The sequence below is a fragment of the Sphingomonas sp. Leaf257 genome, assembly GCF_001422185.1.
Classification (GTDB): domain Bacteria; phylum Pseudomonadota; class Alphaproteobacteria; order Sphingomonadales; family Sphingomonadaceae; genus Sphingomonas; species Sphingomonas yabuuchiae.
Genome location: NZ_LMMH01000012.1, coordinates 172,862 through 199,004, shown reverse-complemented (window position 1 = coordinate 199,004; position 26,143 = coordinate 172,862). Strand labels below are relative to the sequence as shown.

The 26,143-nt window shown below is 67.6% G+C and carries 25 protein-coding genes; 13 read left to right on the top strand and 12 right to left on the bottom strand.

From position 1 onward, the window contains the following. Positions 1–65: 65 nt before the first annotated feature. The 9 genes from ASF14_RS08720 to ASF14_RS08680 all read left to right on the top strand — a co-directional run bounded on the left by ASF14_RS08720 (position 66) and on the right by ASF14_RS08680 (position 7,118). Positions 66–1,178 (top strand): S-(hydroxymethyl)glutathione dehydrogenase/class III alcohol dehydrogenase, encoded by a 1,113-nt coding sequence (locus ASF14_RS08720; RefSeq protein ID WP_056434172.1) that lies wholly within the window; start codon positions 66–68, stop codon positions 1,176–1,178. Next, positions 1,178–1,564 (top strand): VOC family protein, encoded by a 387-nt coding sequence (locus tag ASF14_RS08715; RefSeq protein ID WP_056434170.1) that lies wholly within the window; start codon positions 1,178–1,180, stop codon positions 1,562–1,564. The genes ASF14_RS08720 and ASF14_RS08715 overlap by 1 nt, the downstream gene beginning before the upstream one ends. Beyond that, positions 1,564–1,959 (top strand): VOC family protein, encoded by a 396-nt coding sequence (locus tag ASF14_RS08710; protein ID WP_056434168.1) that lies wholly within the window; start codon positions 1,564–1,566, stop codon positions 1,957–1,959. The genes ASF14_RS08715 and ASF14_RS08710 overlap by 1 nt, the downstream gene beginning before the upstream one ends. After that, positions 1,956–2,813, top strand: coding sequence for a formyltetrahydrofolate deformylase (gene purU, locus ASF14_RS08705; protein WP_056434166.1), 858 nt, complete (start codon positions 1,956–1,958; stop codon positions 2,811–2,813). Before ASF14_RS08710 ends, purU begins: the two co-directional genes overlap by 4 nt. Continuing rightward, positions 2,810–3,652: an S-formylglutathione hydrolase gene (gene fghA / locus ASF14_RS08700; protein WP_056434165.1), complete on the top strand. Its 843-nt coding sequence runs from the start codon at positions 2,810–2,812 to the stop codon at positions 3,650–3,652. Before purU ends, fghA begins: the two co-directional genes overlap by 4 nt. Before the next feature lie 189 nt (positions 3,653–3,841). Further along, positions 3,842–4,468 carry a GTP cyclohydrolase I FolE gene (gene folE, locus ASF14_RS08695; protein ID WP_056434162.1) on the top strand — a complete coding sequence of 209 codons (627 nt, stop codon included), beginning with the start codon at positions 3,842–3,844 and terminating at the stop codon, positions 4,466–4,468. Further along, positions 4,465–5,211 carry an SDR family oxidoreductase gene (locus ASF14_RS08690; protein ID WP_056434161.1) on the top strand — a complete coding sequence of 249 codons (747 nt, stop codon included), beginning with the start codon at positions 4,465–4,467 and terminating at the stop codon, positions 5,209–5,211. The genes folE and ASF14_RS08690 overlap by 4 nt, the downstream gene beginning before the upstream one ends. Further along, complete coding sequence (locus tag ASF14_RS08685) at positions 5,208–5,561, top strand: dihydroneopterin aldolase (protein ID WP_056434159.1); 354 nt, start codon at positions 5,208–5,210, stop codon at positions 5,559–5,561. Before ASF14_RS08690 ends, ASF14_RS08685 begins: the two co-directional genes overlap by 4 nt. 102 nt (positions 5,562–5,663) lie before the next feature. Beyond that, a complete protein-coding gene (locus ASF14_RS08680; RefSeq protein ID WP_056434157.1) occupies positions 5,664–7,118 on the top strand; it encodes a porin in 1,455 nt (484 codons plus the stop codon). Positions 7,119–7,281: 163 nt separating this feature from the next. Here the strand turns inward: ASF14_RS08680 and ASF14_RS08675 are convergent, their stop codons facing one another. Together ASF14_RS08675 and leuA are read right to left on the bottom strand one after the other, a co-directional pair. Beyond that, complete coding sequence (locus ASF14_RS08675) at positions 7,282–8,082, bottom strand: hypothetical protein (protein WP_156361099.1); 801 nt, start codon at positions 8,080–8,082, stop codon at positions 7,282–7,284. 117 nt (positions 8,083–8,199) lie between these two features. Beyond that, positions 8,200–9,858 (bottom strand): 2-isopropylmalate synthase, encoded by a 1,659-nt coding sequence (leuA, locus tag ASF14_RS08670; RefSeq protein ID WP_056434578.1) that lies wholly within the window; start codon positions 9,856–9,858, stop codon positions 8,200–8,202. A 291-nt stretch (positions 9,859–10,149) separates the two neighbouring features. On the opposite strand from leuA, the gene ASF14_RS08665 reads away from it, so the two are divergent. Beyond that, entirely contained in the window at positions 10,150–10,551 is a 402-nt protein-coding gene (locus tag ASF14_RS08665) for a BLUF domain-containing protein (protein WP_236696999.1), read from the top strand. 52 nt (positions 10,552–10,603) lie between these two features. Here the strand turns inward: ASF14_RS08665 and ASF14_RS08660 are convergent, their stop codons facing one another. From ASF14_RS08660 to miaA, 5 genes are all read right to left on the bottom strand, one after another. Beyond that, entirely contained in the window at positions 10,604–11,212 is a 609-nt protein-coding gene (locus ASF14_RS08660; RefSeq protein ID WP_056434156.1) for a YceI family protein, read from the bottom strand. Between the two features lie 369 nt (positions 11,213–11,581). Continuing rightward, complete coding sequence (gene ilvC / locus ASF14_RS08655) at positions 11,582–12,601, bottom strand: ketol-acid reductoisomerase (RefSeq protein WP_056434154.1); 1,020 nt, start codon at positions 12,599–12,601, stop codon at positions 11,582–11,584. Between the two features lie 67 nt (positions 12,602–12,668). Next, positions 12,669–13,184: an acetolactate synthase small subunit gene (ilvN, locus tag ASF14_RS08650; RefSeq protein ID WP_056434153.1), complete on the bottom strand. Its 516-nt coding sequence runs from the start codon at positions 13,182–13,184 to the stop codon at positions 12,669–12,671. 148 nt (positions 13,185–13,332) lie between these two features. Continuing rightward, positions 13,333–15,078, bottom strand: coding sequence for an acetolactate synthase 3 large subunit (locus tag ASF14_RS08645; RefSeq protein WP_056434572.1), 1,746 nt, complete (start codon positions 15,076–15,078; stop codon positions 13,333–13,335). A gap of 85 nt (positions 15,079–15,163) precedes the next feature. Continuing rightward, a complete protein-coding gene (gene miaA / locus ASF14_RS08640) occupies positions 15,164–16,093 on the bottom strand; it encodes a tRNA (adenosine(37)-N6)-dimethylallyltransferase MiaA (RefSeq protein WP_236696998.1) in 930 nt (309 codons plus the stop codon). Between miaA and serB the strand changes: the two genes are divergently transcribed. Further along, positions 16,086–17,027 (top strand): phosphoserine phosphatase SerB, encoded by a 942-nt coding sequence (serB, locus tag ASF14_RS08635; RefSeq protein WP_443025773.1) that lies wholly within the window; start codon positions 16,086–16,088, stop codon positions 17,025–17,027. The two genes, miaA and serB, sit on opposite strands and share 8 nt — an antisense overlap. 217 nt (positions 17,028–17,244) lie before the next feature. Here the strand turns inward: serB and ASF14_RS08630 are convergent, their stop codons facing one another. Further along, positions 17,245–18,366: an SPOR domain-containing protein gene (locus ASF14_RS08630; protein ID WP_056434149.1), complete on the bottom strand. Its 1,122-nt coding sequence runs from the start codon at positions 18,364–18,366 to the stop codon at positions 17,245–17,247. Between the two features lie 178 nt (positions 18,367–18,544). Between ASF14_RS08630 and ASF14_RS08625 the strand changes: the two genes are divergently transcribed. Continuing rightward, entirely contained in the window at positions 18,545–19,882 is a 1,338-nt protein-coding gene (locus ASF14_RS08625) for an SPOR domain-containing protein (protein WP_056434147.1), read from the top strand. Between the two features lie 38 nt (positions 19,883–19,920). Here ASF14_RS08625 and ASF14_RS08620 read toward each other — a convergent pair whose 3' ends face one another. Further along, positions 19,921–21,108, bottom strand: coding sequence for an NAD(P)/FAD-dependent oxidoreductase (locus ASF14_RS08620; RefSeq protein ID WP_056434145.1), 1,188 nt, complete (start codon positions 21,106–21,108; stop codon positions 19,921–19,923). Between the two features lie 105 nt (positions 21,109–21,213). Further along, positions 21,214–21,669, bottom strand: coding sequence for a GreA/GreB family elongation factor (locus tag ASF14_RS08615; RefSeq protein WP_056434143.1), 456 nt, complete (start codon positions 21,667–21,669; stop codon positions 21,214–21,216). A 210-nt stretch (positions 21,670–21,879) separates the two neighbouring features. Between ASF14_RS08615 and ASF14_RS08610 the strand changes: the two genes are divergently transcribed. Beyond that, a complete protein-coding gene (locus ASF14_RS08610) occupies positions 21,880–23,622 on the top strand; it encodes a DEAD/DEAH box helicase (RefSeq protein ID WP_056434141.1) in 1,743 nt (580 codons plus the stop codon). Between the two features lie 201 nt (positions 23,623–23,823). Here the strand turns inward: ASF14_RS08610 and ASF14_RS08605 are convergent, their stop codons facing one another. Together ASF14_RS08605 and ASF14_RS08600 are read right to left on the bottom strand one after the other, a co-directional pair. Continuing rightward, complete coding sequence (locus tag ASF14_RS08605) at positions 23,824–25,041, bottom strand: dihydroorotase (protein WP_056434139.1); 1,218 nt, start codon at positions 25,039–25,041, stop codon at positions 23,824–23,826. Further along, a complete protein-coding gene (locus ASF14_RS08600) occupies positions 25,038–26,021 on the bottom strand; it encodes an aspartate carbamoyltransferase catalytic subunit (RefSeq protein ID WP_056434136.1) in 984 nt (327 codons plus the stop codon). Before ASF14_RS08600 ends, ASF14_RS08605 begins: the two co-directional genes overlap by 4 nt. Positions 26,022–26,143: the final 122 nt, after the last annotated feature.

The following is a 26,143-nucleotide window of genomic DNA, read 5'->3' as shown; positions in this document are numbered from 1 at the left end:
TTCGTTGGTTGCACCGGCGCGCGCCACGGGGCATCAGGGCGGCCAGCCAAGGAGACAGGAACCCCATGAAGACCCGCGCAGCCGTCGCCTTCGAAGCCAAGAAGCCGCTCGAAATCGTCGAACTCGATCTGGAAGGCCCCAAGGCCGGCGAGGTCCTGGTCGAGATCATGGCGACCGGCATCTGCCACACCGACGCCTATACGCTCGACGGGTTCGACAGCGAGGGCATCTTCCCCAGCGTGCTGGGCCATGAAGGCTGCGGCATCGTGCGCGAGGTGGGCGCGGGCGTCACGTCCGTGGTGCCGGGCGACCATGTCATCCCGCTCTACACCCCCGAATGCCGCCAGTGTAAGTCGTGCCTGTCGGGCAAGACGAACCTGTGCACCGCGATCCGCGCCACGCAAGGGAAAGGCCTGATGCCCGACGGCACGACGCGGTTCAGCTATAAGGGGCAGCCGATCTTCCATTATATGGGCTGCTCGACCTTCTCGAACTTCACCGTCCTGCCCGAGATCGCGGTCGCCAAGATCCGCGAGGACGCGCCGTTCGACACGAGCTGCTATATCGGCTGCGGCGTGACGACGGGCGTGGGCGCGGTGGTCAACACCGCCAAGGTGCAGCCGGGCGAGAATATCGTCGTCTTCGGACTGGGCGGCATCGGCCTGAACGTCATTCAGGGCGCGAAGCTGGCGGGCGCCGGGCGGATCATCGGCGTCGACATCAACCCTGACCGTGAGGAATGGGGTCGCCGCTTTGGCATGACCCACTTCCTCAACTCCAAGGGGCTGAGCCGCGAGGAGACGATCGCCAAGGTGCTGGAACTGACCGATGGCGGCGCGGACTACAGCTTCGATGCGACGGGCAATACCGAGGTGATGCGTACCGCGCTGGAGTCCTGCCATCGCGGCTGGGGCACGTCGATCATCATCGGTGTGGCCGAGGCGGGCAAGGAGATCAGCACGCGGCCGTTCCAGCTGGTCACGGGCCGCAACTGGCGCGGCACGGCGTTCGGCGGTGCGCGCGGTCGCACCGACACGCCCAAGATCGTCGACTGGTATATGAACGGCAAGATCGAGATCGACCCGATGATCACCCACCGCCTGACGCTGGAGGAGATCAACAAGGGCTTCGACCTGATGCACGCAGGCGAGAGCATCCGCAGCGTGGTGATCTTCTGATGTTCAGCCATGTCATGCTGGGGGCCGACGACATTGCGGCGGCCAAGCGCTTCTACGATGCGACGTTGGGCGTGCTGGGCGCGGCCGAGGGTGTGGTCGATGCGGCGGGACGGCTGGTCTACAGCCATAATGGCGGCCGCTTCCTGATCTCCAGGCCGATCAATGGCGAGCCGGCGACCCATGCCAATGGCGCGACGCTGGGCTTTGCGATGGACTCGCCGGAGCAGGCCGATGCCTGGTTCGCGGCAGGGCTCGCGAACGGTGGCACCGCGATCGAGGATCCGCCCGGCATCCGCAACGTGCCGGTCGGCAAGGTCTATCTGGCTTACTTGCGCGATCCGACCGGCAACAAGCTGTGTGCACGGCATCTGGTGGAGGCGGCCTGATGTATACGCATGTCATGGTCGGATCGAACGACATCGCGCGTTCCAAGGTCTTTTACGACGCACTGTTCGCCGCGCTGGGTGGTCAGCCGGGGATGCAGATGGGCGAGCGCCTGCTCTATCGGCATAACGGCGCGGCCTTCATGGTGACGCGCCCCATCGACGGAGAGGCCGCGACCTTTGCCAATGGCGGGACCATCGGGCTGGGCGCGGCCGATCCGGCACAGCTCGATGCCGCCCATGCGGCGGCCGTGGCGAATGGGGGCACCGCGATCGAGGCGCCGGTGGGCGAGCGTCAGACGCCGATGGGTCCGGCCTATCTTGGCTATCTGCGCGATCCGGACGGCAACAAGCTCTGCCTGGGCTGCCGCCTGCCAGCCCCCGCACCTGCCGCATGAGCGACTATATCCTGACGTTGGCGTGCCAGGACCGGGTCGGCATCGTCGCCGCCGTGTCGGGTGCGCTGGCGGGGATCGATGGCTTCATCCTCGACAGCCAGCAATATGCCGATCTGGAGACGGGGCGCTTCTTCCTGCGCATCGTCTTCACCGGCCAGGGAGAGCGTTTCCCGACCTCGGTCGAGGGGGTGCGCGCGGCGCTGGCCGAGCCTGCCGCACGGTTCGGCTTCGACTGGCATGTCGCGCCCGCCACCGAGCGGCCCCGGATGCTGATCGCGGTGTCGAAGGGCTCGCACTGCCTGAACGACCTGCTGCATCGCTGGCGGACCAACACGCTGCCGGTCGAGATCGTCGGCGTCGTATCCAATCACGATAGCTTGCGGCCGTTGGTCGAATGGCACGGCCTGCCCTGGCATCATCTGCCGGTCGACAACAGCAATCGCGCCCAACAGGAAGCGGCGATGCTGGCGCTGATGGAGGAAAGCCGCGCCGATTATCTCGTCCTCGCCCGCTATATGCAGGTCCTGGGCGAGCGGCTGGTCGCGGCCCTTCCGGGGCGATGCATTAACATCCATCACAGCTTCCTGCCCGGCTTCAAGGGCGCACAGCCCTATCACCGCGCCCATGCGCGCGGTGTGAAGCTGATCGGCGCGACCGCGCATTTCGTGACGGCGGACCTGGACGAGGGGCCGATCATTGAACAGGCGGTCGAGCGCGTCGATCACCGCGCCAGCGTCGACGACCTGATCCGTATCGGCCGTGATATCGAGGCGCAGGTACTGGCCCGCGCGGTCGCCTGGGTGGGCGAGCGGCGGGTGTTCCTCAATGACAACCGGACGGTGGTGTTCCGATGACGATCGAGACGATGTCGACCTCGAAGGCGCATGGCGGCGTGCAGGGCGTGTACGCGCATGACAGCGAGGCGACGGGCACGCGCATGACCTTCTCGGTCTTCGTGCCCGAGCATGAGGAGGGGGAGACGCTCCCCGTCCTCTGGTATCTGTCGGGGCTGACCTGCACCCATGCCAATGTCACCGACAAGGGCGAGTATCGAGCCGCTTGCGCCGAGCACCGGGTGATCTTCATCGCGCCCGACACCTCGCCGCGTGGGGAAGGTGTGGCGAATGACGACGCCTATGACATGGGGCAGGGGGCTGGCTTCTACGTCGATGCGACGCAGGAACCCTGGGCACCGCATTTCCAAATGCGAACCTATATCGAGCAGGAACTGCCCGCGCTGATCGCCGAGCATTTCCCGGTTGCCGATATGGGCGCGCAAGCGATCACCGGCCACTCGATGGGCGGCCACGGCGCGCTGACCATCGGCCTTCGCCATCCGGATCGCTTCCGCAGCGTGTCCGCCTTCGCCCCCATCGTCGCGCCGTCCCAGGTTCCCTGGGGTGAGAAGGCTCTGGGCGGCTATCTGGGGCAGGACCGAGTCGCGTGGCGACAGGCGGATGCCGTCGCCTTGATCGAGGACGGCGCGCGACTGCCCGACCTACTGGTCGACCAGGGCGATGCCGACCAGTTCCTGACCGAGCAGTTGCGTCCCGGACTGCTCGCCGAGGCGTGTGACAAGGCGGGGATCGCCCTGACGCTGCGGATGCAGCCGGGGTATGATCACAGCTATAATTTTATCTCGACGTTCATGGCCGACCATGTCGCTTGGGCGGCCGAGCGGCTGCGCGGGTAATCCCCCAACCGCCGTTCAGCCTGAGCGAAGTCGAAGGCCAAGGGAATCCGCTTAGGTTCAGTCGTTGTCGCGTGGCCTTCGACTTCGCTCAGGCCGAACGGGTGTGGGGGATCGCAGGGCACCGCCGCGAGTTTTTGCACCCGCGCAATCGATACGCTATCGCACCGGCTTTGACGTAAAGGACAGAATATGAGCTGCGCGCATGGCGATCCGGAGGATGGCGACCTGATGGGCGCGGACGGCAAGATCGCCGTGCCCGACCATGTCGCCGATGCCATCCGCACGCTGATCGCCTGGGCGGGCGACGATCCCACGCGCGAGGGGCTGATCGATACCCCGAAGCGCGTCGCGCGGGCGTGGCGCGAATATTGCGGCGGCTATGGCGACGATCCCGCCGTGCACCTGTCGCGGGTGTTCGAGGAGGTCGGCGGCTATGACGAGATCGTGCTGCTGAAGGACATTCCCTTCCAGTCGCATTGCGAGCACCACATGGCGCCGATCATCGGCCGCGCGCATATCGCCTATCTGCCGCGCAACCATGTCGTCGGCATTTCCAAGCTGGCGCGCGTGCTGCATGGCTTTGCGCGTCGCTTGCAGGTGCAGGAGCGGCTGACCGCCGAGGTCGCCGACTGCATCTGGGAGAATCTCAAGCCGCTGGGCGTCGCGGTGGTGATCGAGGCGACGCATGGCTGCATGACCTCGCGCGGGGTACGCACGCCGGGCGTGTCGATGGTGACGAGCCGGATGATGGGCGTGTTCCGCGACGACGATCGCAGCCGCAAGGAAGTGCTTTCGCTCATGGGCATGGCCGGATGATCAGGCGTACCGTGCTGGTGACCGGCGCGGCCAGGCGGCTGGGCGCGAGTATCGCCCGGCGGCTGGCGGCGGTCGGGCATCGACCGGTGATCCATTATAACGGCTCGGGCGAGGATGCGGCGGCGCTGGCGGCGGAGCTGGATGCGCCGATGGTGCAAGGCGACCTGTCACGGATCGACGCGATCGACGCGCTATTCGCCCGTGCGCGGGAAGCGGCGGGTGGGCCGATCGACGGGCTGGTCAACAGCGCCTCGGCCTTCGAGTTCGACCGGCCGCCGGAGACGGATGCGGGCCTGATGGCGAAACTCTATGCGATCAACGCCGCCGCGCCCGCGCTGCTCGCCTCGGCGCTGGCACGACAGGATGACGTGGCGGACGGCGCGGTGGTCGACATCCTTGACCAGAAGCTGGCCAACCCCAATCCCGACTTCTTCGCCTATAGCTGCGCCAAATTCGCCTTGGCGGGGGCGAACACGATGCTGGCCCAGGCGCTTGGGGCCCGCATCGCGGTGAACGCGGTGGCCCCCGGCCTGACGCTGCAAAGCGGCGACCAGGGCGATGCCGAATTCGCCGAGGCGGCGACGAAGAACCTGCTCGGCCGCCCGATCGGCGCGGGGGCGGTGGCGGAGGCGGTGTCCTTCCTCCTCGGCGCGCGGGGGCTTCGCGGACAGACCCTGTATGTCGATTGTGGCCAGCGTTTCTGCCGCCGCGACGGCGATGTGATGTTCGAGGGACGGGCATGACGGCGACCTATCGGATCCTGCTCGACGAAATGACGGTCGCGATGCATCTGGGCATCTACCCGCATGAGGTCGCACCCCAGCCAGTCCGCCTGTCGGTCGCGATGACCGTCACCTATCCCGCCGCGCCCAGCGTCGACCGGATCGAGGAAGTGCTGGACTATGACTTCCTGCGCGAAGGCATATTGGCGATGGCGCGCGGCCCCGGCTTCGCATTGCAGGAAAGCCTGTGCGAGGCGGTGGCGGCGCTATGTCTTGCCGATCCGCGCGTGACGGCGGTGACGGTGCGGTCGACCAAGACCGATATCTATCCCGATGCCCGCATCGGCTGCGAGATAGAGCGCAGCCGCTGACACCGGACGGCTTGTCACGATAATATCACGCAACTGTCATCAATCTGTTGCGAAACGGCCCGGAGCCGTCCTAAGTCGCCGCCGCAAAAAGGGCGGAATAGCATGGCGATCAACTCGATACCCCAGCGGACCGGTACCGGGATCGCCGCCGCGATGATGCTGGCCCTCTGCCCGGCACCCGCCGCAGCGCAGACCGTGCAGGAATTACAGCGCCAGATCGACGAACTGAAGGCGCAGATCAAGGCGTTGACCGATGCGCAGAAGGGCGCGACGGCGGCCGTTCCGACTGCCCCCGTCGCCGCATCCGCCCCGCCGGTCGTGGCCGCGGTGCCGGTCGCACCCCTGCCTACTCCGGCCCCTGTGCCGCAGCGGGTGGCGAGCGCACCCAAGCCGGTATCGTCACGGACGCCCTGGTATGAGCGTATGCGTCTGCGCGGCTATACGCAGCTTCGCTATAACGCCCTGCTGGACAGCGAAAACGCGCCGGGGACCAACGGCTCGCGCCTGCGCTCGGTGCACGACGCCTCGATCAACGATGACGGCGGCTTCCTGCTTCGCCGTGTCCGGCTGGTGCTGCAGGGCGATATCACCGACCGGCTGCAACTCTATTTCCAGCATGACTTCGGCGCGGCGGTGAACAACCAGTCGAGCACCGAGCGGCGCGAGAATTTCGGCCAGTTGCGCGATGTCTATGCCGACTGGTTCCTCGACCCCGAACGCCGCCTGCGCCTGCGCTTCGGCCAGTCCAAGGTGCCGTTCGGCTGGGAGAATCTGCAATCCTCGTCCAACCGCCTGCCGCTCGATCGATCGGATGCGATCAACAGCGGCGTGCCCGGCGAGCGCGATGTCGGGATCAACGTCTATTACACGCCTGCGCCCGTTCAGGCGATCTGGGACCGGCTGACCAAGGACAAGCAGAAGCTGTTCGGCAATTACGGTGCCTTCGGCCTGGCCGTCTATAACGGGCAGGGGACCAACCGGACCGAGCGGACCGACAATCTGATGAAGGTCGCGATGGCGACCTGGCCCTTCGCGCTCGACGGGCTGGGGCCGTTGTTCCGCGACCAGGTGCTGGAGGTCGGCGGCTCGGCGATGTTCAACCGTTTCCGGCCCGAACTGCGCAGCGGCGGGGTCAGTTCGGTCGACTATCGCGACGATCGCGTCGCCGTCCACGCCATCCTCTATCCGCAGCCCTTCGGTATCCAGACCGAATGGACGACGGGCTGGGGGCCGCAATATGACAACGCATCGGGGGCGATCCGCTCCAGCCGCCTGGGTGGCGGCTATGTTCAGCTGATGGCGAATGTCGGCAAGACGCCGGTCGGCCGCGCCATCCCCTATGTCCGGTGGCAGCATTATCGCGGCGGGTGGAAGGCCAATGTCGACGCGCCCCGGCTGGAAACCGACGAGTGGGAACTGGGTACCGAGATCCAACTGGTCGAGGCCCTGGAACTGACCATCGCCTATGCCCGGATGGAACGGCGCGAGGCGGATTCGCGACGGACGGGCCGCGCAACCGGCGACCTGATCCGGACCCAGCTGCAATTCACGTATTAGAGTTGGACGAAAAATTCATCCACACCCCTCCCCTTCAGGGGAGGGGCCGGGGGTGGGGCGCGTTCACAAGCGTCGGGTTCGTGGCGAGGCCCTAACCCCAACCCCTCCCCTGAAGGGGAGGGGCACGCTCTGATGTAATGCGACGCCATCACCGACCGACGCGTCAACCACCGCCCTTGGTGGTGAAGTCGATCCGGATACGGACCCATTCGCCGATCATTTCCTTGCCGTTGACGCGCGGCGCACGGACGCGGAACTGCCAGGCGGCCTCGCGCATCGAGCGGGCCAGCCCGGAGCCGACGGGCGACTCGCCCAGGATTTGGCAATTCTCGACGCGGTAGCCGGGGATGGTGCGACACGCGATCAGTGCCCAGCCGCCCGGCGGCGGCGGGCTGCGCAGATAGCCGTTCAATTCCGCATCGCTCGGGCGGCGGGGGAACCACTCGGCATTGTAGAGCCGCCGACCGCCCGGCCCTTCGCCGGGGCCATAGGCCGACGCGCTGTCCTCGCCCCGATCGTCGCCGTTGCTGGAACCGACGCCCTTGCCCTCGCCCTTGGGCAGGGCGCCGATATCACCGGCCACGAACAGCGACTTGTCGCCCCATTGCCACGGCGTCGGGGTGGAGGTGTCGACGGGCTTTTCGTTCGGGGGCTTGGGCGTGTCGGGCTGCTTCTCCGTAATCGGCGCCTTGGAGCCGCCCGCCGCGGCAGGCTTGCGTGTGGCCGTGCGGGTCTTGGGCACCGGCGCGCCCGATTGCTGATCGTCGGGCGAGACGGAGAAGGTGTTCAAGACCGAGGATTTCTCCGGGTCGATCAGTTTGGGCGCCAGATGGAACATCAGCCAGGCCAGCAGCAGATGCGCGAGCACGGTGAGCGTGATCGACGCACCCCGCTCGCGCAGTTTCTCGCGATAGCGTTCGGGAATGAACGCCCAGCGCGATGACGGAGGGACGGCCGCGCTCATGATGGAGATGCCCCTCCGTCAGATCTTTGGTCTGCCACTGCCCCTTGCAGGAGACGAAAAGACGACGCTCCGATGGCCCGCATGGCGCGTCGTCTTAGCCGAGAAGGGCAGGGCGCATCAGGCCCGGTTGGCGGCGGAGAGCACCGCCCGGACGCTGGCGGTCGCAATGTCGGTGTCGAGGCCGACGCCGAAGACGACCCGCCCATCGGGGGTACGCGCCTCGACATAGGCAGCCGCCTGCGCGTCCGCGCCGTGTCCGATGGCGTGCTCGTTATAGTCGATGACTTCCAGGTTCGGGCCGGTCGTGTCGGCAAGCGCTGCGATGACGCTGGAGATCAGGCCATTGCCGCGGCCCGAGATCGAGCGTTCCTCGCCATCGACCAGCACGCGGCCGATAAAGGTCCGCTGCCCCGTCGAGCCGCTTTCCTCATAGTCGCGCAGCACGAAACGATCGCCTTCGCGCGGCAGATAGGTCGCCTCGAACCCGCCCCAGATGTCGGCGGCGTTGAGCTCGCGGCTGGTGGCGTCGGCCATCGCCTGGACATGGCGGCTGAAATCGGCCTGGAGCCGCTTGGGCAGCTTCAGCCCCTTGTCCTGCTCGATCACCCAGGCGACACCGCCCTTGCCCGACTGCGAATTGACGCGGATCACGGCTTCGTAGCTGCGACCCAGATCGGCGGGATCGATGGGCAGATAGGGAACTTCCCACAGATCGTCGTTGCGCGCCGATTGCGCCGCGAAGCCCTTCTTGATCGCGTCCTGATGGCTGCCCGAAAAGGCGGTGAAGACCAGATCGCCCGCATAGGGGGTGCGCGGATGGACGGGCAGGTTGGTGCAGTAATTGACCGTGTTCACCACCTCGTCGATGTCCGACAGGTCGAGTTTCGGGTCGACGCCTTGGGTGTACATGTTGAGCGCGACGGTCACGAGATCGCAATTGCCGGTCCGCTCGCCATTGCCGAGCAGGCAGCCCTCGACCCGGTCCGCGCCCGCCATCACGCCCAATTCTGCGGCGGCGACACCGGTGCCGCGATCGTTATGCGTGTGCAGCGAGATGACCACCGAATCGCGGTTCGGAATGTTGCGCCCGAACCACTCGATCTGGTCGGCATAGACGTTGGGCGTCGCGCATTCGACCGTGGCGGGCAGGTTCAGGATCAACGGATGGTCGGGCGTCGGCTTCAGCACGTCCATGACGGCGGCGCACACCTCGACCGAGAAATCCAGCTCGGCGGTCGAGAAGGTTTCGGGGCTATATTCGAAGAACCAGTCGGTGTTGGGGCGCTTGGCCGCCTCGTCGCGCAGGATCTTGGCGCCCTCGACCGCAATCTTGCGGACCTCGTCGCGGGTCATGCCGAAGACGATCTTGCGCCAGGCCGGGCTGACCGCGTTGTAGAGATGGACGATGGCGGTGCGCGCGCCCTCCAGGCTTTCGAAGCTGCGCTCGATCAGGTCGCGGCGCGACTGGGTGAGGACCTGGATCGTCACGTTGTCGGGGATGCGGTCGTCCCGGATCAGGCCGGAGATGAAATCGAACTCGGTCGCGCCCGCGCTCGGGAAGCCGACCTCGATCTCCTTCAGCCCGACCTTGACCAGCAGGTCGAACATCCGCGTCTTCTTCTCGGCGTCCATCGGGTCGATCAGCGCCTGGTTACCGTCGCGCAGGTCGGTTGACAGCCAGCGCGGCGCCTGCGTGATCGTGCGGTTCGGCCACTGCCGGTCGGGCAGGGCGATGGTCGGGAAGGGGCGGTATTTGGTCGAGGGATCGCGCAACATGATCGGGTCTTCCAGCATTCTCGGCCGCGTCAGGCCAGGGCGCGGCGGGGACAGGCTTATCGTTTCATTCCGCCCTTAGGGAAGTCGCGCATGGCCACGCCGATCCTCCCCTAAGGGCGGATAAGTCGAAGCGAACGGAGCAGCAGCGCGGCGATCATGATGCAGGGGTTCATGCCGCGTCGGGGCGGGCTTGTCCATATCCCGCCGCACCGCGTGAACGCTTTGTTAAAGCGCCACCCGCCATCGACGGCAGCGAAGACCGGCAGGGGGGCCGGGCAGCGGGATACACGGATGTTGCGCCAACTCGTCTATATCAGCAGCGTGAAGGGTTCGGCGGCGGCCATTGATCCCGAGGCGATCCTGATCGCGTCACGCCGCAACAATGCGCAGGCGGGCGTCACCGGCCTGCTCTATTTCGACGGGCGACGTTTCCTCCAGGCGCTGGAGGGCGAGGCGGAGGCGGTGGAACGCTTGTATCGCCATATCGCGGCGGACCCGCGGCATCGCGCCCTGGTCGTCCTGTCGGATCGCCATGTCGAGACGCGCGAGTTCGGCGACTGGGCGATGGGCTATGCGATCAAGGGCGAGGACAAGGCCGCACTGATCGAGCGGATCGCCAGGTTGGCGGCGTCGGCCGCGCCGGAGGTTCGCGCGACGTTCGAGAGTTTCGCCGGGTTGAAGCGGTTATTCTGATCCGGCCCCGGCCGCCCCTGGGATCGGGCGACCGGGGCAGGGCAACGACCGCTTACTGGGCGGTGAAGGCGGCGTTGATCGTCAGGTCGACCTCGTCACCGACGACGGGCACATAGGCGCCGACGCCGAAGTCCGAACGCTTGATCTTGCCCGTCGCGCGGAAGCCGATGTTCAGCTTCTTCGACATCGGATTGGTGCCCGCACCGAAGAAGGTCGCGTTCAGCGTCACCGGCTTGGTCTGGTCCTTGATGGTCAGGTTGCCGGTGATGACGGCCTTGTTGCCCATGACCTTCACGCCCGTCGAGACGAAGCGCGCGGTCGGATAGGTCGCGGCGTCGAAGAAGTCCTTCGACTTCAGGTGATTGGCGAAGGGCGCGGCGGTGACCGACAGATTGTCGATCTTGAAGGTCACATCGACCTTGGCAGCCTGCGGCTTGGCGGGATCGAGGGTCAGCGTGCCCTCCGACGCGCCGAACTGCCCCTCGAGCATCGAGAAGCCCATATGGTTCAGCGACCAGGTGACCTGGGTGTGGGCGGGGTCGACGGCATAGGTGCCCGCGACGACGCGCGAAGCGACGGCGGCACCGGGCGTGCCGGTCTGGGCCATGGCGGGCGCAGCGATGGTGGCGAGCGCCAGAGCGGCGGGAAGGACGAAACGCATGGGTAGACTCCCTGTTGAACGGTGGCCTTTCTGGGCCGTGCGGTGAACGCACGTCAAAGGCCAAGGTCGCAACGATGCGTTTCCGGGTTGGGGTGGGGAGGGCGGTCTCTGCGAGGCCCCTTTCCCTCCCCCATCCCCTCCCGCTTGCGGGAGGGGAGCGCCGCTGGGCCGCCCTTACACATGACCGCAGCTATCGACGGGCTGTAAGGTTGGTCAGGTCCTTGCCGCAGCCACAGGCACGCCCCTCCCGCAGGCGAGTTTCAGGTCGGTCATGCCCCCGGCATGACCTAAACGATGCGGGGCATCGTTTGCCTGAAACTGGGGTGGGGGAGGGCCACGGTGTCTCACCGAGCCCACCCCCAGAACAAATCAGTTCTTCGCCTTGTCCACCAGCTTGTTCGCGCCGATCCACGGCATCATCGCGCGGAGTTCGCTGCCGACCTGTTCGATCGGGTGACGCTTGGCGGCGATGCGGCTGGCCTTCAGTTCGGGCTGGCCGGCGCGGTTGTCGAGCACGAAGTCCTTCACGAAGCGGCCCGACTGGATGTCGGCGAGGACGCGCTTCATTTCCTTCTTGGTCTCTTCGGTGATGATGCGCGGGCCGGTCTTGATGTCGCCGTACTCGGCGGTGTTCGAGATCGAGTAGCGCATGTTCGCGATGCCGCCCTCATACATCAGGTCGACGATCAGCTTCAGTTCGTGAAGGCACTCGAAATAGGCCATTTCGGGGGCATAGCCCGCCTCGACCAGCGTTTCGAAGCCCGCCTGGACCAGCGCGGTCGCGCCGCCGCACAGCACGGCCTGCTCGCCGAACAGATCGGTTTCGCACTCTTCGCGGAAGTTCGTCTCGATGATGCCCGAACGGCCGCCGCCGACGCCGCTGGCATAGGCCAGCGCGACGTCATGCGCATTGCCGCTGGCGTCCTGATGGATCGCGATCAGGCAGGGCACGCCGCCGCCGCGCACATATTCGCTGCGCACGGTGTGGCCGGGGCCCTTGGGGGCGATCATGATGACGTCGATGTCCGCAGGCGGCTCGATCAGGCCGAAATGCACGTTCAGGCCGTGCGCGAAGGCGAGCGCGGCGCCGGGCTTCATGTTGCCCTTCAGGTCGGCGTCATAGATTGCGGCCTGATGCTCGTCGGGGGCCAGGATCATCAGGATGTCGGCCCAGCCGGCCGCTTCCTTGTTCGACAGGACCTTGAAGCCCGCCGCTTCCGCCTTGGCGGCCGAGGCCGAACCGGGGCGCAGCGCGATCGCGACATTCTTGACGCCCGAATCGCGCAGGTTCTGCGCATGGGCATGGCCCTGCGACCCGTAACCCAGGATGGCGATGTTCTTCTCGGAGATCAGGTTCAGATCGGCGTCGCGATCGTAATACACACGCATTGGACTTCCCTTTCGAAATGGCTGGGCCGCTTGCGGCCTCATGATAGTTTGAAGATTAGGAGGCGACTCAGGCCGCTTCGGCGCCGCGCGAGATGGCGGCGATGCCGGTGCGGGCGACCTCGACCAGGCCGACTTCGCCCATCAGCTCGACGAACTTGTCGATCTTGGCGATGCCGCCGGTGACTTCGAACACGAAGCTGGAGATCGTCGCGTCGACCACACGGGCGCGATAGACTTCGGCGAGGCGCAGCGCCTCGATCCGGCGGTCGCCGGTGCCCGACACCTTCACCAGCGCCAGCTCGCGCTCGACATGGTCGCCCAGTACGGTCAGGTCGGCGACCTTGTGGACGGGGACCAGCCGGTCGAGCTGGGCGATGATCTGCTCCATCACCGGCGGCGAGGCGCTGGTGACGATGGTGATGCGGCTGACGGCCTTGTCGGCGGTAATCTCCGACACGGTCAGGCTCTCGATGTTATAGCCGCGCGCGGTGAACAGACCCGCGATCCGCGCGAGAATGCCCGGTTCGTTGTCGACGATCACCGCCAGCGTGTGGCGTTCCACCTGTTCGGTCTTGATGTGCATTCCATATTCCTCCCCGGAACGGGGAGGGGGACCATGCGGAGCATGGTGGAGGGGGCTCTCCACTCATGCTGTCCTGCGCGGCGATCCCCCTCCACCGTGCCGCTTCGCGTCACGGTCCCCCTCCCCGTGCCGGGGAGGAGCTTCAAGGTCAAACCAGCGCCTTGGCCTCGTCGTCCATGGTGCCCGATACCTCATTGGCCTGCAGGATCATGTCGGTATGCGCCGCGCCGCTCGGGATCATCGGGAAGCAGTTGGCCAGCTTGGCCACGCGGCAGTCGACGATCACCGGCCCGTCATGGTCCAGCATCGCGGCGATGCCGTCCTCCAGCTCGTGCCGATGCTCGATCAATATGCCCTTCCAGCCATAGGCCTCACCCAGCTTCACGAAATCGGGCAAGCTGTCCGAATAGCTCTCGGCATAGCGGCTCTCATAGGTCAGTTCCTGCCACTGGCGGACCATGCCCATATATTCGTTGTTCAGGATGAAGATCTTGACCGGCAGGCGATATTGCGTCGCCGTCGCCAGTTCCTGGATGTTCATCTGGATCGAGGCTTCACCGGCGATGTCGATGACCAGCGCACCGGGATTGCCGAGCTGCGCACCGATCGCGGCGGGCAGGCCGTAACCCATGGTGCCCAGACCACCCGACGTCAGCCACTTATTGGGCTTTTCGAAGCCGAAATGCTGGGCGGCCCACATCTGGTGCTGGCCGACCTCGGTGGTGATGATCGGCTGACGCGCCTTGGTCGCGTCGTAGAGCGCACGGATCGCGCGCTGCGGCATGATCGCGTCGCCCGCCTCGGGGAAGGACAGGCAGCCGACCGCGCGCCAGCCCGCGATGCGGCGCTGCCACTCGGTGGTGTCGGGCTTGGGATGCTGGCGCGACTTCCAGATGCGCACCGCATCCTCCAGCGCGTGGCCGACATCGGCGATGATGGCCAAGTCGACGCGGACATTCTTGTTCACGCTCGACCGGTCGATATCGACATGGACCTTGCGGCTGTTCGGGCTGAACGCGTCCAGCCGGCCGGTCACGCGGTCGTCGAACCGGCTGCCTAGCGCCACCACGAGGTCGGCCTGGTTCATCGCCATATTGGCTTCGTAGGTGCCGTGCATCCCCAGCATGCCCAGCCATTGGGGATCGCTGGCCGGGAAGGCGCCCAGGCCCATCAGGGTCGAGGTCACGGGTGCGCCGGTGATGCGGGCCAGTTCACGCAGCAGTTGCGACGCGGCGGGACCCGAATTGATGATACCGCCGCCGGTATAGAGGATCGGGCGTTCGGCGGCCGCCAGCATGTCGACCAGCTGCTCGATCTGGCTCTGGTCGGCCTTCACCTGCGGGCGATAGGTCTTGTGACGGATTGGACCCGGCTTCTGATAGCGGGCGGTGGCGACCTGAACGTCCTTGGGAATGTCGATCACGACCGGGCCGGGACGGCCCGAGGTCGCGATGTGGAACGCCTCATGCACCACCTCGCCCAGGCGCGCGGGGTCCTTCACCAGGTAATTGTGCTTGGAGCAGTGGCGCGTGATGCCGACGGTATCGGCTTCCTGGAACGCGTCGGTGCCGATCAGCGCGGTCGGCACCTGGCCGGTGATGACCACCATCGGGATCGAATCGAGCAGCGCGTCGGTGATGCCGGTGACCGCATTGGTCGCGCCGGGACCGGAGGTGACGAGCACCACGCCGGGCTTACCGGTGGAGCGGGCATAGCCCTCCGCCGCATGGGTCGCCGCCTGTTCGTGGCGGACGAGAATGTGGCGGATGCGCTTCGATCGGAACATGGCGTCATAGATCGGCAGCACCGCACCACCCGGATAGCCGAAGACGACCTCCACGCCGAGATCGCACAGCGCCTCGACCAGGATATCGGCTCCGCTTTTCTCGGTCATCATCTTCGTCCTTCTGCATCCGTGCCCGCTGACGGGGCGTGTCGGGAATGGCGCGGCTACAAGTTTAAAAAGTGCGCGTCAACCGTCAATTGCGCAATAAAGTTTCTATTATGCTGCGACGCACATCGGGCGCCGTGTCGGAAATCACGGTCCAGCCGGGGCCGGGCTGGTGGCGGAACCAGGTAAATTGCCTTTTGGCGTAACGCCTTGTGGCGAGCGCCCCCGCCGCCTCGGCCTCGGCGCGGGTCATGGTGCCCGCCAGCAGCGCGGCGGCCTCCGGCACGCCGATCGCGCGGCGGATGGGGGCGTCGGCGGGCAGGTCGGGACGAGCGAGCAGCGTGGCGGCTTCGTCCATTCCTTCGTCCAGCATCTCGCCGAAACGCCGGTCGATCCGCGCGTTCAGCCAGTCGCGGTCGGGCAGCAGGATCACGGCAGACAGGGTGATGCGGTCGCCGATGCCGCCTTCCTTGCGGGCCTGCCATTCGTTCAGCGGCCGGCCGGTCGAACGCACCACCTCCAGCGCGCGGGCGACGCGGGTGGTGTCGGCGGGGTTGAGCCGGGCGGCGGCGATGGGGTCTTCGCGCGACAGGGCTTCATGGGCTTCGGCGACGGGCAGGGCGCGAACCTCGGCGCGGATGGCGGGGGCGATCTCTGGCACGGGCGCGATGCCGTCGAGCAGGGTGCGCATATAAAGGCCGGTGCCGCCGACCAGGATCGGCAGCGATCCCGCCGCCACGCTGTCGTCGATCGCCGCGCGCGCCTCGGCCGCCCAGCGCGCCGCCGAATAGCCGGTGTCCGCCCCGTCGACATGGCCGAATAGCCGGTGCGGGGCCTGCGCTTCCTCCGACACCGAGGGGCGGGCGGTCAGGATCGACAGGTCCCGGTACACCTGCGCCGAATCGGCATTGATGATCGTGCCGCCGGTCACCTTCGCCAGATCGAGCGCCAATGCGGACTTGCCGCTGGCGGTCGGCCCTGCAATGAGCGCGACATTCGGGAGAGCCATTGTGTTCATTGCGACCTACATAGCCGATCAGACCTTCGACGCCGCGATGCTTTCTGACGTCGCCTACGAATTCGATGGCGAATCGACGGCGGGACGGCTGGTTTCGGGGGAGTGGCTGGACGAAGGCCGCGCGTTCGATCTGACGTTCCAACCCGCTAACGGCTTTTCGGCGAGCGACTGCGCGGAACTCGCAAACGGAATGAAGCAGCGCGCCTGTGCGATCGCCAAGGGCGGATATGGACAGGACCTGACGCTCGATGTCATTGTCCAGCCTGCCGCCAATCGGGAAAAGCGCCTTCTGGTCGCCGACATGGATTCGACCATGATCACCGTCGAGTGCATCGACGAACTGGCGGATTATGCCGGGATCAAGGAGCAGGTCGCCGAGGTGACCGAGCGCGCCATGCGGGGCGAACTCGACTTTGCCGCCGCGCTCGACGCGCGGGTTGCCCTGCTCGAAGGACTAGACGAGAGCGTCATCGAACAATGTCTGGCCGAGCGGGTCACGCTGATGGCGGGTGCCCGTGCGCTGGTCCGCACGATGAAGGCGCGGGGCGGCCACGCCATTCTGGTGTCGGGCGGCTTCACCCGCTTCGCCGAGCCGGTCGCGGCCGAAATCGGCTTCGACCGCGCCATCGCCAACTACCTCGAAATCGCGCACGGCAAGCTGACCGGCACGGTACGCAAGCCCATCGTGGGCTCGGACACCAAGGAAAAGACGCTGCTCGCCGCGCTCGACGAACTGCGCATCGACGCGGCGGAGAGCATGGCGGTGGGCGACGGGGCCAACGACCTGGCGATGATCCGCCGGGCGGGCCTGGGCGTCGCATACCGCGCCAAGCCGATCGTCGCGGGCGCGGCGGCGGCGCGGATCGACCATGGCGACCTGACCGCGCTGCTTTATGCGCAGGGCATTCCGAGCGCGGAGTGGGTAGTGGGTTAAAGGGTGCCCGAGGCTTCCCTTATCGGCTGGAAGGGGCGGGCTTCGAGACATTCCGGCACCGTCCCGACGGAGGCCGGGATCCAGTTGCCCAGCGTCAGCCCTTCCATCCGATCGGGCCGATCGGGCCGAAACGGGACCCCGGCCTTCGCCGGGGTCGATGGAGAGTGTGGTCGGTCTCGGCAGCCAGGTCCCCGTAACTGGCGGAGGCCTTTGGGCCTTACGGCGCGACCACCACGCAAGGCTGGCCCGAGCGGCTGCACGCGGCTTGCGCGGAGACGCGATTGGCATAGCCGCCCGCCTGAAGCCGGGTGACACCGCCTGCCGTCACGAAATAGGGCTGCGCACCGCTGAGGCGACCGCGCACCCGCTGCCAGAGCGCGTCGGCATTGCCGCGATCGCGGAAGGCGCCGAGTTGGATACGCCATGGCCCGCTGGTCGCGCGAGCCGGTGTCGGCTTGGCGGGACGCGGCGCGGTGGCCCGTGCGGGCGGCGGTGCAGCGGGCTTGCGCCGGTCGATCAGGTCGGACGCCTCCTCGCGGACCGGCGGCGTCTGGCTTGCGGGCGTGCCGGGCGCCGGATAGCTCGCGCCATAGCCGGACGTCGCTGGGCGTGACGGCATGACCGGCACCGGCTGTACCGTCGGGCGGGTCTGCGCAGCGGTACGGGCCGGAGTATCGGTCGCCTTGACCGGTGTCGGTTCGGAGCCGACCGTCACCCGTTTCGGCCCGCTGGCGGCGGGGGCGGGCAGAGCGGCCAGGCGGGCGCGATATTGCTGGGCCAGCTCGACGCCGTGCTGGCGGTCGGGCGGGGTGATATACTGGTCCATCTGCGCCAGCGTCTGCGACGCGGCTTGCAATCCCGCCTGCGACGCCAGCGTCATCAGGGCATAGGCGCGCGGATAGTCGCGCGGCACGCCGTCGCCGTTGAACAGCATCGTGCCCAGCACCAGCTGCGCGCGCGGCTCGCCATGCGCGATCGACTTTTCCAGCCAGGGCGCGGCTTCGGCCTTCTTGCCCGATTGGAACAGTGCGAGGCCATAATTGTCGGTGGCCTGGATATGGCCCTGAACGGCGGCCTTGCGGAACCAGCTTTCGGCAAGCGTGGGATCGAGCGGCACGCCACGACCCAGCTTATAGGCCTGGGCCAGGTTGAACTGCGCGTCGGCATCCCCCGCCACGGCGGGACCGCGCCATTCCTCGACCGCTTTGCGATAATCGCCCTGTGCCCAGGCATCGACCCCGGCCTTCACATCCGGCACCGCCAGCACAGGGGTGGCGACCAGAAATGCGGCCAGAAGAGCGGCGGGCGCGACCATGCCGCCGATCGGGAATCTGCGCATTATCCTTCGTCCTTCCGCCCTTGTTGCACGCCATCCATGCCGCGCTGCCGGGCAAGGGTAAAGCGCTCAATGAAGGGGTTAACCGTTCCTTATAGGCTGGGGGGCTAGCGTGGCGGCCGATCGGGGAAACGGGTCATGCGCCGGGCGTATCGACCGCCTTCCCCCTGGGCTGAACCGGATGACCAAGATGACCACGTTCCGCACTCTCCTGTCCTGCAGCGTCGGCGTGTTGATTCTGGGGGGCTGCACCGCGACCGGCCCGCGCACGGCGCGGCTGAACACGCAGGCCAGCCCGGCACGGACGTGCGCCGCGCTCGCCGACCAGACCCGCCGGGTGCTGGCGCAGCGCGACGGCGACGCCGCCGTGGCGCTGGCCGAGCGGCTGGTCGCGGCCGAACCCAAGGATGCGGGCTATCGTTCGCTCTTGGGGCAGAGCTATCTTCAGGCCGGGCGTTTCGCCTCGGCGCGGCAGGCCTTTACCGACGCGTTGCAGATCGATCCGGCGGATGGCCGTGCCGCACTGAACCTGGCCCTGGCGATGATCGCGGGCGGCAATGGGGCGGGCGCAAAGGCATTGCTGGACCAGCATGCCGCCGCCATTCCCACCGCCGATCTGGGGCTGGCGCTGGCGCTGGCCGGAGCGCCGGGCGACGGCGTCCGCCTGCTGACCGCCGCCACGCGGGAGCCGGGGGCGAGCGTCAAGGCGCGGCAGAACCTCGCGCTGGCGCTGGCGCTGTCGGGACAGTGGGATATGGCGCGAATGGCGGCGTCGGCCGACATGGCTCCGGCGGATGTCGAGGTGCGGATGCGCGAATGGGCGGACTTCGCCAATGCCAGCCCGGCCGACATGGTTTCGTCCCTGCTGGGCGTGAAGCCGACAGTCGACACCGGCCAGCCGATCATGCTGGCGCTGAACGCCGCTCCCTCGGCGGCGGTAGTACAGGACATGGTCCAGGCGCTGCCCCAGCCGGTCGTCGCAGAGCCCGCGCCCGACGCCGCTGAACCGGCGGCGGCGCGGACCGTCTTCGCCGCGCAGCAGGAGACCGTCCAGCCGCTGCCCATGACTCCCGAACGCACCGCGCGGACTGCACCGTCGAGCCTGTTGCTGGCCCGGCGGGATGACGAACCGCAAGCCAGCATTGAACGTATCGCCGCAGGCCCCGTCACCGCGCCCGCCCTGCTTCGCCGGGCCGAGGAACGGCGCGTCGTCACGCGGCGTCGTGGCGACTGGAATGTCCAGATCGGTGCCTTCGGCAAGGCGGACGGCGCGCAAAAGGCGTGGGACCAACTCACCCGCCGTTTCGATGGCCTGTCGGGCTATGCCCCGCAAAGCGGCACGGTGCGCCTTTCGGGCGAGCAGCTTTACCGCCTCTCCGTTGGCGGGCTCAGCCGCGCCGATGCCGACTCCCTCTGTCATCGCTATCGCGCGGCGGGGGGCGCCTGCTTCGTCCGGCGTCAGGCCGACGACCATATGGCGCAATGGGCGCGGCCGGGGATCGGCATCGCCTCGCTCTGAGCGTTTTTTTGAAAACGTGCGTTCAGCGAGTTTCCAAATCAAACCGCCTCGCCCGCCGCGCGGCCGCTCGCCCAGGCCCATTGAAAGTTGTACCCGCCCAGCCAGCCGGTCACGTCCACCGCCTCGCCGACGAAGTGCAACCCCGGCACCGCCTTGGCCTCCATCGTGCGGGATGACAGCCCGGCGGTGGAGACACCGCCGACCGTCACCTCGGCCTTGGCATAACCCTCGCTGCCATTGGGATGGAAGGTCCAGTCGGCGAGCCGTCCCTGTGCCGCCGCAAGCAGCTTGTCGGTCGCCGCGCCCAGTTCCGCGGGAAGCGCCAACCGCTCCGCCAGCGTCTCGGCCAGCCGGTCGGGCAGATGCTGGCCGAGCGCCCGGCGTACGCTGGTGCGTGGGGCGCTGCGCTTCAAGGCGACCAGCCAGTCGGGCGCGCAGTCGGGCAGGAAGTCGATGCCTATGGCCTCGCCATGCCGCCAATAGGACGACACTTGCAGGATCGCCGGGCCGGACAGGCCGCGATGGGTGAACAGCGCCGCCTCGCGGAAGCGGGTCTTGCCCGCCCGCGCGACGACCTCCGACGCGACGCCCGAGAGCGAGCGGAAGAGCGTCTCCTCGCCGCCCAGCGTCAGGGGGACGAGGGCAGGGCGCGGCTCGACCACCTTCAGCGCGAACTGGCGGGCCAGGTCATAGGCATAGCCGGTCGCTCCCATCTTCGGGATGCTCGGCCCCCCGGTCGCGACGATCAGGCGGGGGGCGGTGAAGGCCTGGCCGCCGCGCGTCACGCGGAACCGCGTCCCGTCATGCGCGACCGCCTCGACCGGCTGGCCGAGCGCGATGTCGACCACGCCGCCGGACCGCGCCGCCCGGTCGCATTCGTCGAGCAGCATCGCCACGATCTGCCGCGCCGAGCCGTCGCAGAACAACTGGCCCAGCGTCTTTTCATGCCAGGCGATGCCATGCGCCTCGACCAGTTGCAGAAAGTCGTTGGGGGTGTAGCGGCCCAGCGCCGACTTGGCGAAATGCGGGTTCGCCGACAGGAAGCGGTCGGGCACGGTCCCGATATTGGTGAAGTTGCACCGCCCGCCGCCGGAGATCAGGATCTTCTTGCCCGGCGCATCGGCATGGTCGACGACCAGCACCCGCCGCCCCCGCTGCCCGGCGGTGGCGGCAGCCATAAGCCCCGCCGCCCCCGCGCCAAGGATGATCGCGTCATAGTGTTGCATGGCGGCGGTTTAGAAGGGATCGGGCGCTAGAGATAGCGTTTACGGTAGCCGCTTGGCACGCCCCTCCCGCTTGCGGGAGGGGATGCAGAAGGAAGAGGAAGGCGACTACCTTACCTCCACCACCTCTACCGCATCCGCTTTCCCCCCGAACGCCACCATTTCCCCCGCCATCGCCCCCATCAGCGCGCGCGCCAGCGGCGCGGCATAGGCGATGCGGTCGTGCGTGGGATCGGCCTCGTCATGGCCGACGATGGTCAGCGTCTTGGTCCGGCCGTTGAGCCGGATCGTCACCGTGCTGCCGATTCCCACTTCATCCTCGGCGGGAGCGGGCGCCAGTTCCGCCGTGGCGGCGCGGGTGTTCCAATAGCGCAGTTCGCGCTGGAGCCGGGTGCGTTCCTCGTCGTCGGTCGCGGCGGCGGCGGCGGCCTCGACCTCTGCCACCTTGGCGCGGGTCAGTTCCAACCCACGCGGCGTGACCAGATTGGGGCCGGGCGGAATGGGCAGCTCGAATTTGGGTTCGAGATGTTCCTCATCGGATTCGCGGCGAAAGGCGACACTCATCGGGGATCAACGCGCAGGGTCATGGCACGGCTCCATGGCGGGCCATTCGGTTCACCGCAAGCACGGCTTGAGTTTCTCGCCAATTGGTGTAAAGGGCCACGCTTTCACGGAACGCAAACAATCACCCGTGCCGCATGGGTGTATCCGCCAACCGAGAGGGATGGGTCCCTTGGTTCGGCGGTACGCGCTCCTTTTTCTGTTGGAGTCCCCATGCCTTTTTCTGCCTTGCCGCCGGTATTGTCGGCTGCCCTTTCCGCGCGTGGCTATACCGCGCCGACCCCCGTCCAGGCCGCCGTCATTGAGGATGACGCCCAGGGCCGCGACCTGATCGTGTCCGCCCAGACCGGTTCGGGCAAGACCGTCGCCTTCGGCCTCGCCATGGCGAGCGAGTTGCTGAACGGCGGCGATCACCTGCCCCAGCCGGGCGCGCCGATGGCGCTGGTCATCGCGCCGACGCGCGAGCTGGCGCTGCAGGTCAGCCGCGAGCTGGAATGGCTTTATGCCGGTGCCCGTGCGCGCATCGCAACCTGCGTCGGCGGCATGGACGCCTCGCGCGAACGCCGCGCGCTCAGCCATGGCACCCACATCGTCGTCGGCACGCCGGGCCGTCTGCGCGACCATCTGGAGCGCGGCGCGCTCGACCTGTCGTCGCTGAAGTTCGTCGTGCTCGACGAGGCCGACGAGATGCTCGACATGGGCTTCCGCGAGGACCTGGAGCAGATCCTCGACGGCACGCCGTCCGAGCGCCGCACGCTCCTCTTCTCGGCGACCATGCCGCGCCCGATCGTGCAGCTCGCCAAGCGTTACCAGACCAATGCCAAGCGGATCGAGACGATCAGCGAGGACAAGGGCCATGCCGACATCGCCTATCAGGCGGTGACCGTGGCGCCTGCCGATATCGAGGCGGCGGTGGTCAACCTGCTGCGCCTGCATGAGGCCGAGGTCGCGATCCTGTTCTGCGCCACGCGCGACAATGTCCGCCATCTGCATTCCAGCCTGGTCGAGCGTGGTTTCTCCGCGGTCGCGCTGTCGGGCGAGCATTCGCAGAACGAGCGGAACCATGCGCTCCAGGCGCTGCGTGACGGTCGCGCGCGCGTTTGCGTCGCGACCGACGTGGCGGCACGCGGCATCGACCTTCCGGGCCTGACGCTTGTCATCCACGTCGAAATCCCGCGCGATGCCGAGGCGCTTCAGCACCGTTCGGGCCGTACCGGCCGCGCGGGTCGCAAGGGCACCGCGATCCTGATCGTTCCCTATCCGCGCCGTCGCCGGGTCGAGGGCATGCTGCGTGGTGCGCGCATCGACGCCGAATGGCGCCGTGCGCCGACGCTCGAGGAAATCCGCGCACAGGATCGCGAGCGTCTGCTGGCGGCCCTTCTGGCGCCGGTCGAGGTGGATGAGGGCGATCGTGAGCTGGCCACCCGCCTGCTCGCCGAAAAGTCGCCTGAGGACATCGCCGCCGCGCTGGTCCGCGCGCACCGTGCCGCGCTGCCCCAGGCCGAGGAACTGGTCGAGGGTGACGCTCCGGCACCCCGCGAGCGTCGCGAAGGGTTCGACGACACCGCCTGGTTCCGCATGAGCGTCGGTCGCAGCCAGAATGCCGATCCGCGCTGGCTGCTGCCGCTGATCTGCCGTCGCGGGCACATCACCCGCAACGAGATCGGTGCGATCCGCATCCAGCCGAACGAGACGCTGTTCGAAATTCCGTCGGCGCTGGCGTCTCGCTTCATCGCCGCGCTGAAGCGGACCGAGGCGGATCATGCCGAGGACGATATCGCGATCGAGCAGGCCGATGGCCCTCCCGCTGGCGGTTCGGGCCATGGCGGTGCGCGTCGTGGCGGTCCGGGCGGCAACCGTCCGATGGGCGGCCGCCCCGCCGGTGGCCCCGGCGGCCCGCGCCGCTACTCGCCGCGCCCCACCCAGGGCGGCCCGCGCGGTCCGCGTCGCGGCTGAACCCTTCGCGGCTCAGCAAAAAGCCCTCCCCGACATATTTCGGGGAGGGCTTTTTTTTATTCCTCCCCAAGCTCGCTTGGGGAGGGGGACCGCCGGGCGTCAGTCCGGTGGTGGAGGGGCGGGGCGTCTCGCTGGGGTTGCCGCCCCTCCACCACGCCCTGCGGGCGCGGTCCCCCTCCCCATCGGAGATGGGGAGGATTTTTAGTGGATCTCCCGCCCTGCCTTCCACAGCCGCAGCGCGCGGCCCTGGACCGGGAAGCCGTCGAACGGCGTATTCCCCGCCGAGGCGAAGGCATCACCCGACACCATCCAGGGCTTATCGGCGTCGAACAGCATCAGGTCGGCGGGCTTGCCCGGCTCCAGCGTGCCGGTGTCGAGACCCAGCACCCTGGCGGGATTGCTCGCCAGCAGTGCGAACAGCCGGGGCAGGGTGATCCGATCGTCGCGCACCAGCATCAGCGCCAGCGGTAGCAGCGTCTCCGCCCCCGCCATGCCTGCCTCGGCGTCGACGAAGGGCAGGCGCTTGGACTCGGGCCCATGCGGGTCATGGCCCGATCCGATGATGTCGACCGTCCCGTCCGCGACCGCCGCCAGCGCCGCCTGCCGGTCGCTCTCGTCGCGCAAGGGCGGCGAGAGGCGGGCATAGGTGCGGAAATCGGTGACGGCGATGTCGGACAGGTGGAGATGCGCGGGCGTGATGCCGCACGTCACCTTGACCCCGCGCCGCTTGGCCGCGCGGATCAGGTCGAAGCCCGAAGCGGTCGTCACCTGCCGGATGTGCAGCTTCGCGCCCGTCTCTTCCGCCAGCATCAGGTCGCGCGCGATGGCGAGCGACTCGGCGATGGCGGGGGCCGATGGCAGGCCCAGGCGGCTGGCCGTCTCGCCCTCGGTCGCGACCGCATCGGCGGCGAGACCGCCGTCTTCGGCATGGGAAATCACGGTCAGTCCCAGGTCGCCCGCATAAGCGAGCACCCGGTGCATCACGCCCGTATCGGCGATCCAGCCCCGCCCGGTGCCGACCGCCTTCGCGCCAGCCAAGACGCAGACCGCCATCTCGGCCAGATCGGTTCCCGCCAGCGAGCGGGTCGCCGCCGCGATGGGGTGAATCCACAAATCGGGCCGCCCGATCAGCGCGGCACGCTGCACCACACCGGGATCGTCGAGGACGGGCGACTGATCGGGCATCAGGCCGATACGCACGATGCCGCCCGCGCGACAGGCGGCGCGGTCGACCTTGAACACGCCCAGATCGACGATGCCGGGGGCGAGCATCTTGCCGCCGCAGTCGATGACCGTCGCACCCTCCGGCACGTCGCCGGTGCCCGTAATGACGCCGTCCTCGACCAGCAGGGTCTGGCCCTTGATCTCACCGCCGACCGGGCAGATCAGTGTGGCATTGGTGAAGGCGGTGACGCTCATGCCCAGCCCTCCAGCTTGCGGGCGCGGCGGGTCAGCACGTCCAGGCACGCCATGCGCACCGCGACACCCATCGCCACCTGCTCGGTAATCGCCGATTGCGGGCCGTCCGCCACCTCCGAGTCGATCTCGACCCCCCGGTTCATCGGGCCGGGATGCATGACCAGCGCGCCGGGCTTGGCGCGCTCCAGGCGTTCGGCGGTCAGGCCATAGCGCATCCGATATTCGCGGGTGGAGGGGATGTACCCGCCCGCCATCCGCTCGTTCTGGACACGCAGCATCATGACGACATCGGCATCCTCGATCGCTTCGTCGAAATCGGTGAAGGGGGTGACGAACATCCGCTCGATCCCCTTGGGCATCAGCGTCGATGGCGCGCAAACCCGCACCTCGGCCGCCAGCGCGGTCAGCGCGAGGATGTCCGAGCGCGCGACGCGGCTATGCAGGATATCGCCGCAGATGACGACCTTCTGCCCCGCGACGCTGCCGCGGCGGCGGCGGATGGTCAGCATGTCGAGCAAGGCTTGCGTCGGATGCTCATGCCGTCCGTCGCCCGCGTTCAGAACAGGGCAGTCGACCTTGTCGGCGATCAGGCGCACCGCACCGCTCGCCATGTGGCGGATCACGATGACGTCGGCGCGCATCGCGTTCAGCGTCATCGCCGTGTCGATCAGCGTCTCGCCCTTCTTCACGCTCGACTGGGCGGCGTGCATGTTGACCACGTCGGCGCCCAGGCGCTTGCCTGCGATCTCGAAGGACAACAGCGTCCGGGTCGAATTCTCGAAGAATGCGTTGATCTGGGTCAGGCCGGCCAGCCGCGTGTCGGGCGTGTCGGTTGCGCCGCGATCGAGCCAATGTTCCGCCTCGTCGAGCAGGAACATGATCTCATGCGGTTGAAGGCCGTCGATTCCGGTCAGATGCCGGTGCGGAAAAACGGCGCCACCCTGAATGAGCGTGCCGGGGCGATGATCCGAGGTCTGCATTAAAGCCGCCGGGTAGCGAGCGGCGGCGCGATGGGCAAGTGAATCCTCCCATTCCTCAATCCTCCCCATCGCCAGATGGGGAGGGGGACCGCGCCCGCAGGGCGTGGTGGAGGGGCGGGGTG

Bases quoted from the DNA above. Each gene is read 5' to 3' on its own strand.
- ASF14_RS08720 (WP_056434172.1), top strand. From the start codon at position 66: ATGAAGACCCGCGCAGCCGTCGCCTTCGAAGCCAAGAAGCCGCTCGAA.
- ASF14_RS08715 (WP_056434170.1), top strand. From the start codon at position 1,178: ATGTTCAGCCATGTCATGCTGGGGGCCGACGACATTGCGGCGGCCAAG.
- ASF14_RS08710 (WP_056434168.1), top strand. From the start codon at position 1,564: ATGTATACGCATGTCATGGTCGGATCGAACGACATCGCGCGTTCCAAG.
- purU (WP_056434166.1), top strand. From the start codon at position 1,956: ATGAGCGACTATATCCTGACGTTGGCGTGCCAGGACCGGGTCGGCATC.
- fghA (WP_056434165.1), top strand. From the start codon at position 2,810: ATGACGATCGAGACGATGTCGACCTCGAAGGCGCATGGCGGCGTGCAG.
- folE (WP_056434162.1), top strand. From the start codon at position 3,842: ATGAGCTGCGCGCATGGCGATCCGGAGGATGGCGACCTGATGGGCGCG.
- ASF14_RS08690 (WP_056434161.1), top strand. From the start codon at position 4,465: ATGATCAGGCGTACCGTGCTGGTGACCGGCGCGGCCAGGCGGCTGGGC.
- ASF14_RS08685 (WP_056434159.1), top strand. From the start codon at position 5,208: ATGACGGCGACCTATCGGATCCTGCTCGACGAAATGACGGTCGCGATG.
- ASF14_RS08680 (WP_056434157.1), top strand. From the start codon at position 5,664: ATGGCGATCAACTCGATACCCCAGCGGACCGGTACCGGGATCGCCGCC.
- ASF14_RS08675 (WP_156361099.1), bottom strand. From the start codon at position 8,082: ATGAGCGCGGCCGTCCCTCCGTCATCGCGCTGGGCGTTCATTCCCGAA.
- leuA (WP_056434578.1), bottom strand. From the start codon at position 9,858: ATGTTGCGCGATCCCTCGACCAAATACCGCCCCTTCCCGACCATCGCC.
- ASF14_RS08665 (WP_236696999.1), top strand. From the start codon at position 10,150: ATGTTGCGCCAACTCGTCTATATCAGCAGCGTGAAGGGTTCGGCGGCG.
- ASF14_RS08660 (WP_056434156.1), bottom strand. From the start codon at position 11,212: ATGCGTTTCGTCCTTCCCGCCGCTCTGGCGCTCGCCACCATCGCTGCG.
- ilvC (WP_056434154.1), bottom strand. From the start codon at position 12,601: ATGCGTGTGTATTACGATCGCGACGCCGATCTGAACCTGATCTCCGAG.
- ilvN (WP_056434153.1), bottom strand. From the start codon at position 13,184: ATGCACATCAAGACCGAACAGGTGGAACGCCACACGCTGGCGGTGATC.
- ASF14_RS08645 (WP_056434572.1), bottom strand. From the start codon at position 15,078: ATGACCGAGAAAAGCGGAGCCGATATCCTGGTCGAGGCGCTGTGCGAT.
- miaA (WP_236696998.1), bottom strand. From the start codon at position 16,093: ATGAACACAATGGCTCTCCCGAATGTCGCGCTCATTGCAGGGCCGACC.
- ASF14_RS08630 (WP_056434149.1), bottom strand. From the start codon at position 18,366: ATGCGCAGATTCCCGATCGGCGGCATGGTCGCGCCCGCCGCTCTTCTG.
- ASF14_RS08625 (WP_056434147.1), top strand. From the start codon at position 18,545: ATGACCAAGATGACCACGTTCCGCACTCTCCTGTCCTGCAGCGTCGGC.
- ASF14_RS08620 (WP_056434145.1), bottom strand. From the start codon at position 21,108: ATGCAACACTATGACGCGATCATCCTTGGCGCGGGGGCGGCGGGGCTT.
- ASF14_RS08615 (WP_056434143.1), bottom strand. From the start codon at position 21,669: ATGAGTGTCGCCTTTCGCCGCGAATCCGATGAGGAACATCTCGAACCC.
- ASF14_RS08610 (WP_056434141.1), top strand. From the start codon at position 21,880: ATGCCTTTTTCTGCCTTGCCGCCGGTATTGTCGGCTGCCCTTTCCGCG.
- ASF14_RS08605 (WP_056434139.1), bottom strand. From the start codon at position 25,041: ATGAGCGTCACCGCCTTCACCAATGCCACACTGATCTGCCCGGTCGGC.
- ASF14_RS08600 (WP_056434136.1), bottom strand. From the start codon at position 26,021: ATGCAGACCTCGGATCATCGCCCCGGCACGCTCATTCAGGGTGGCGCC.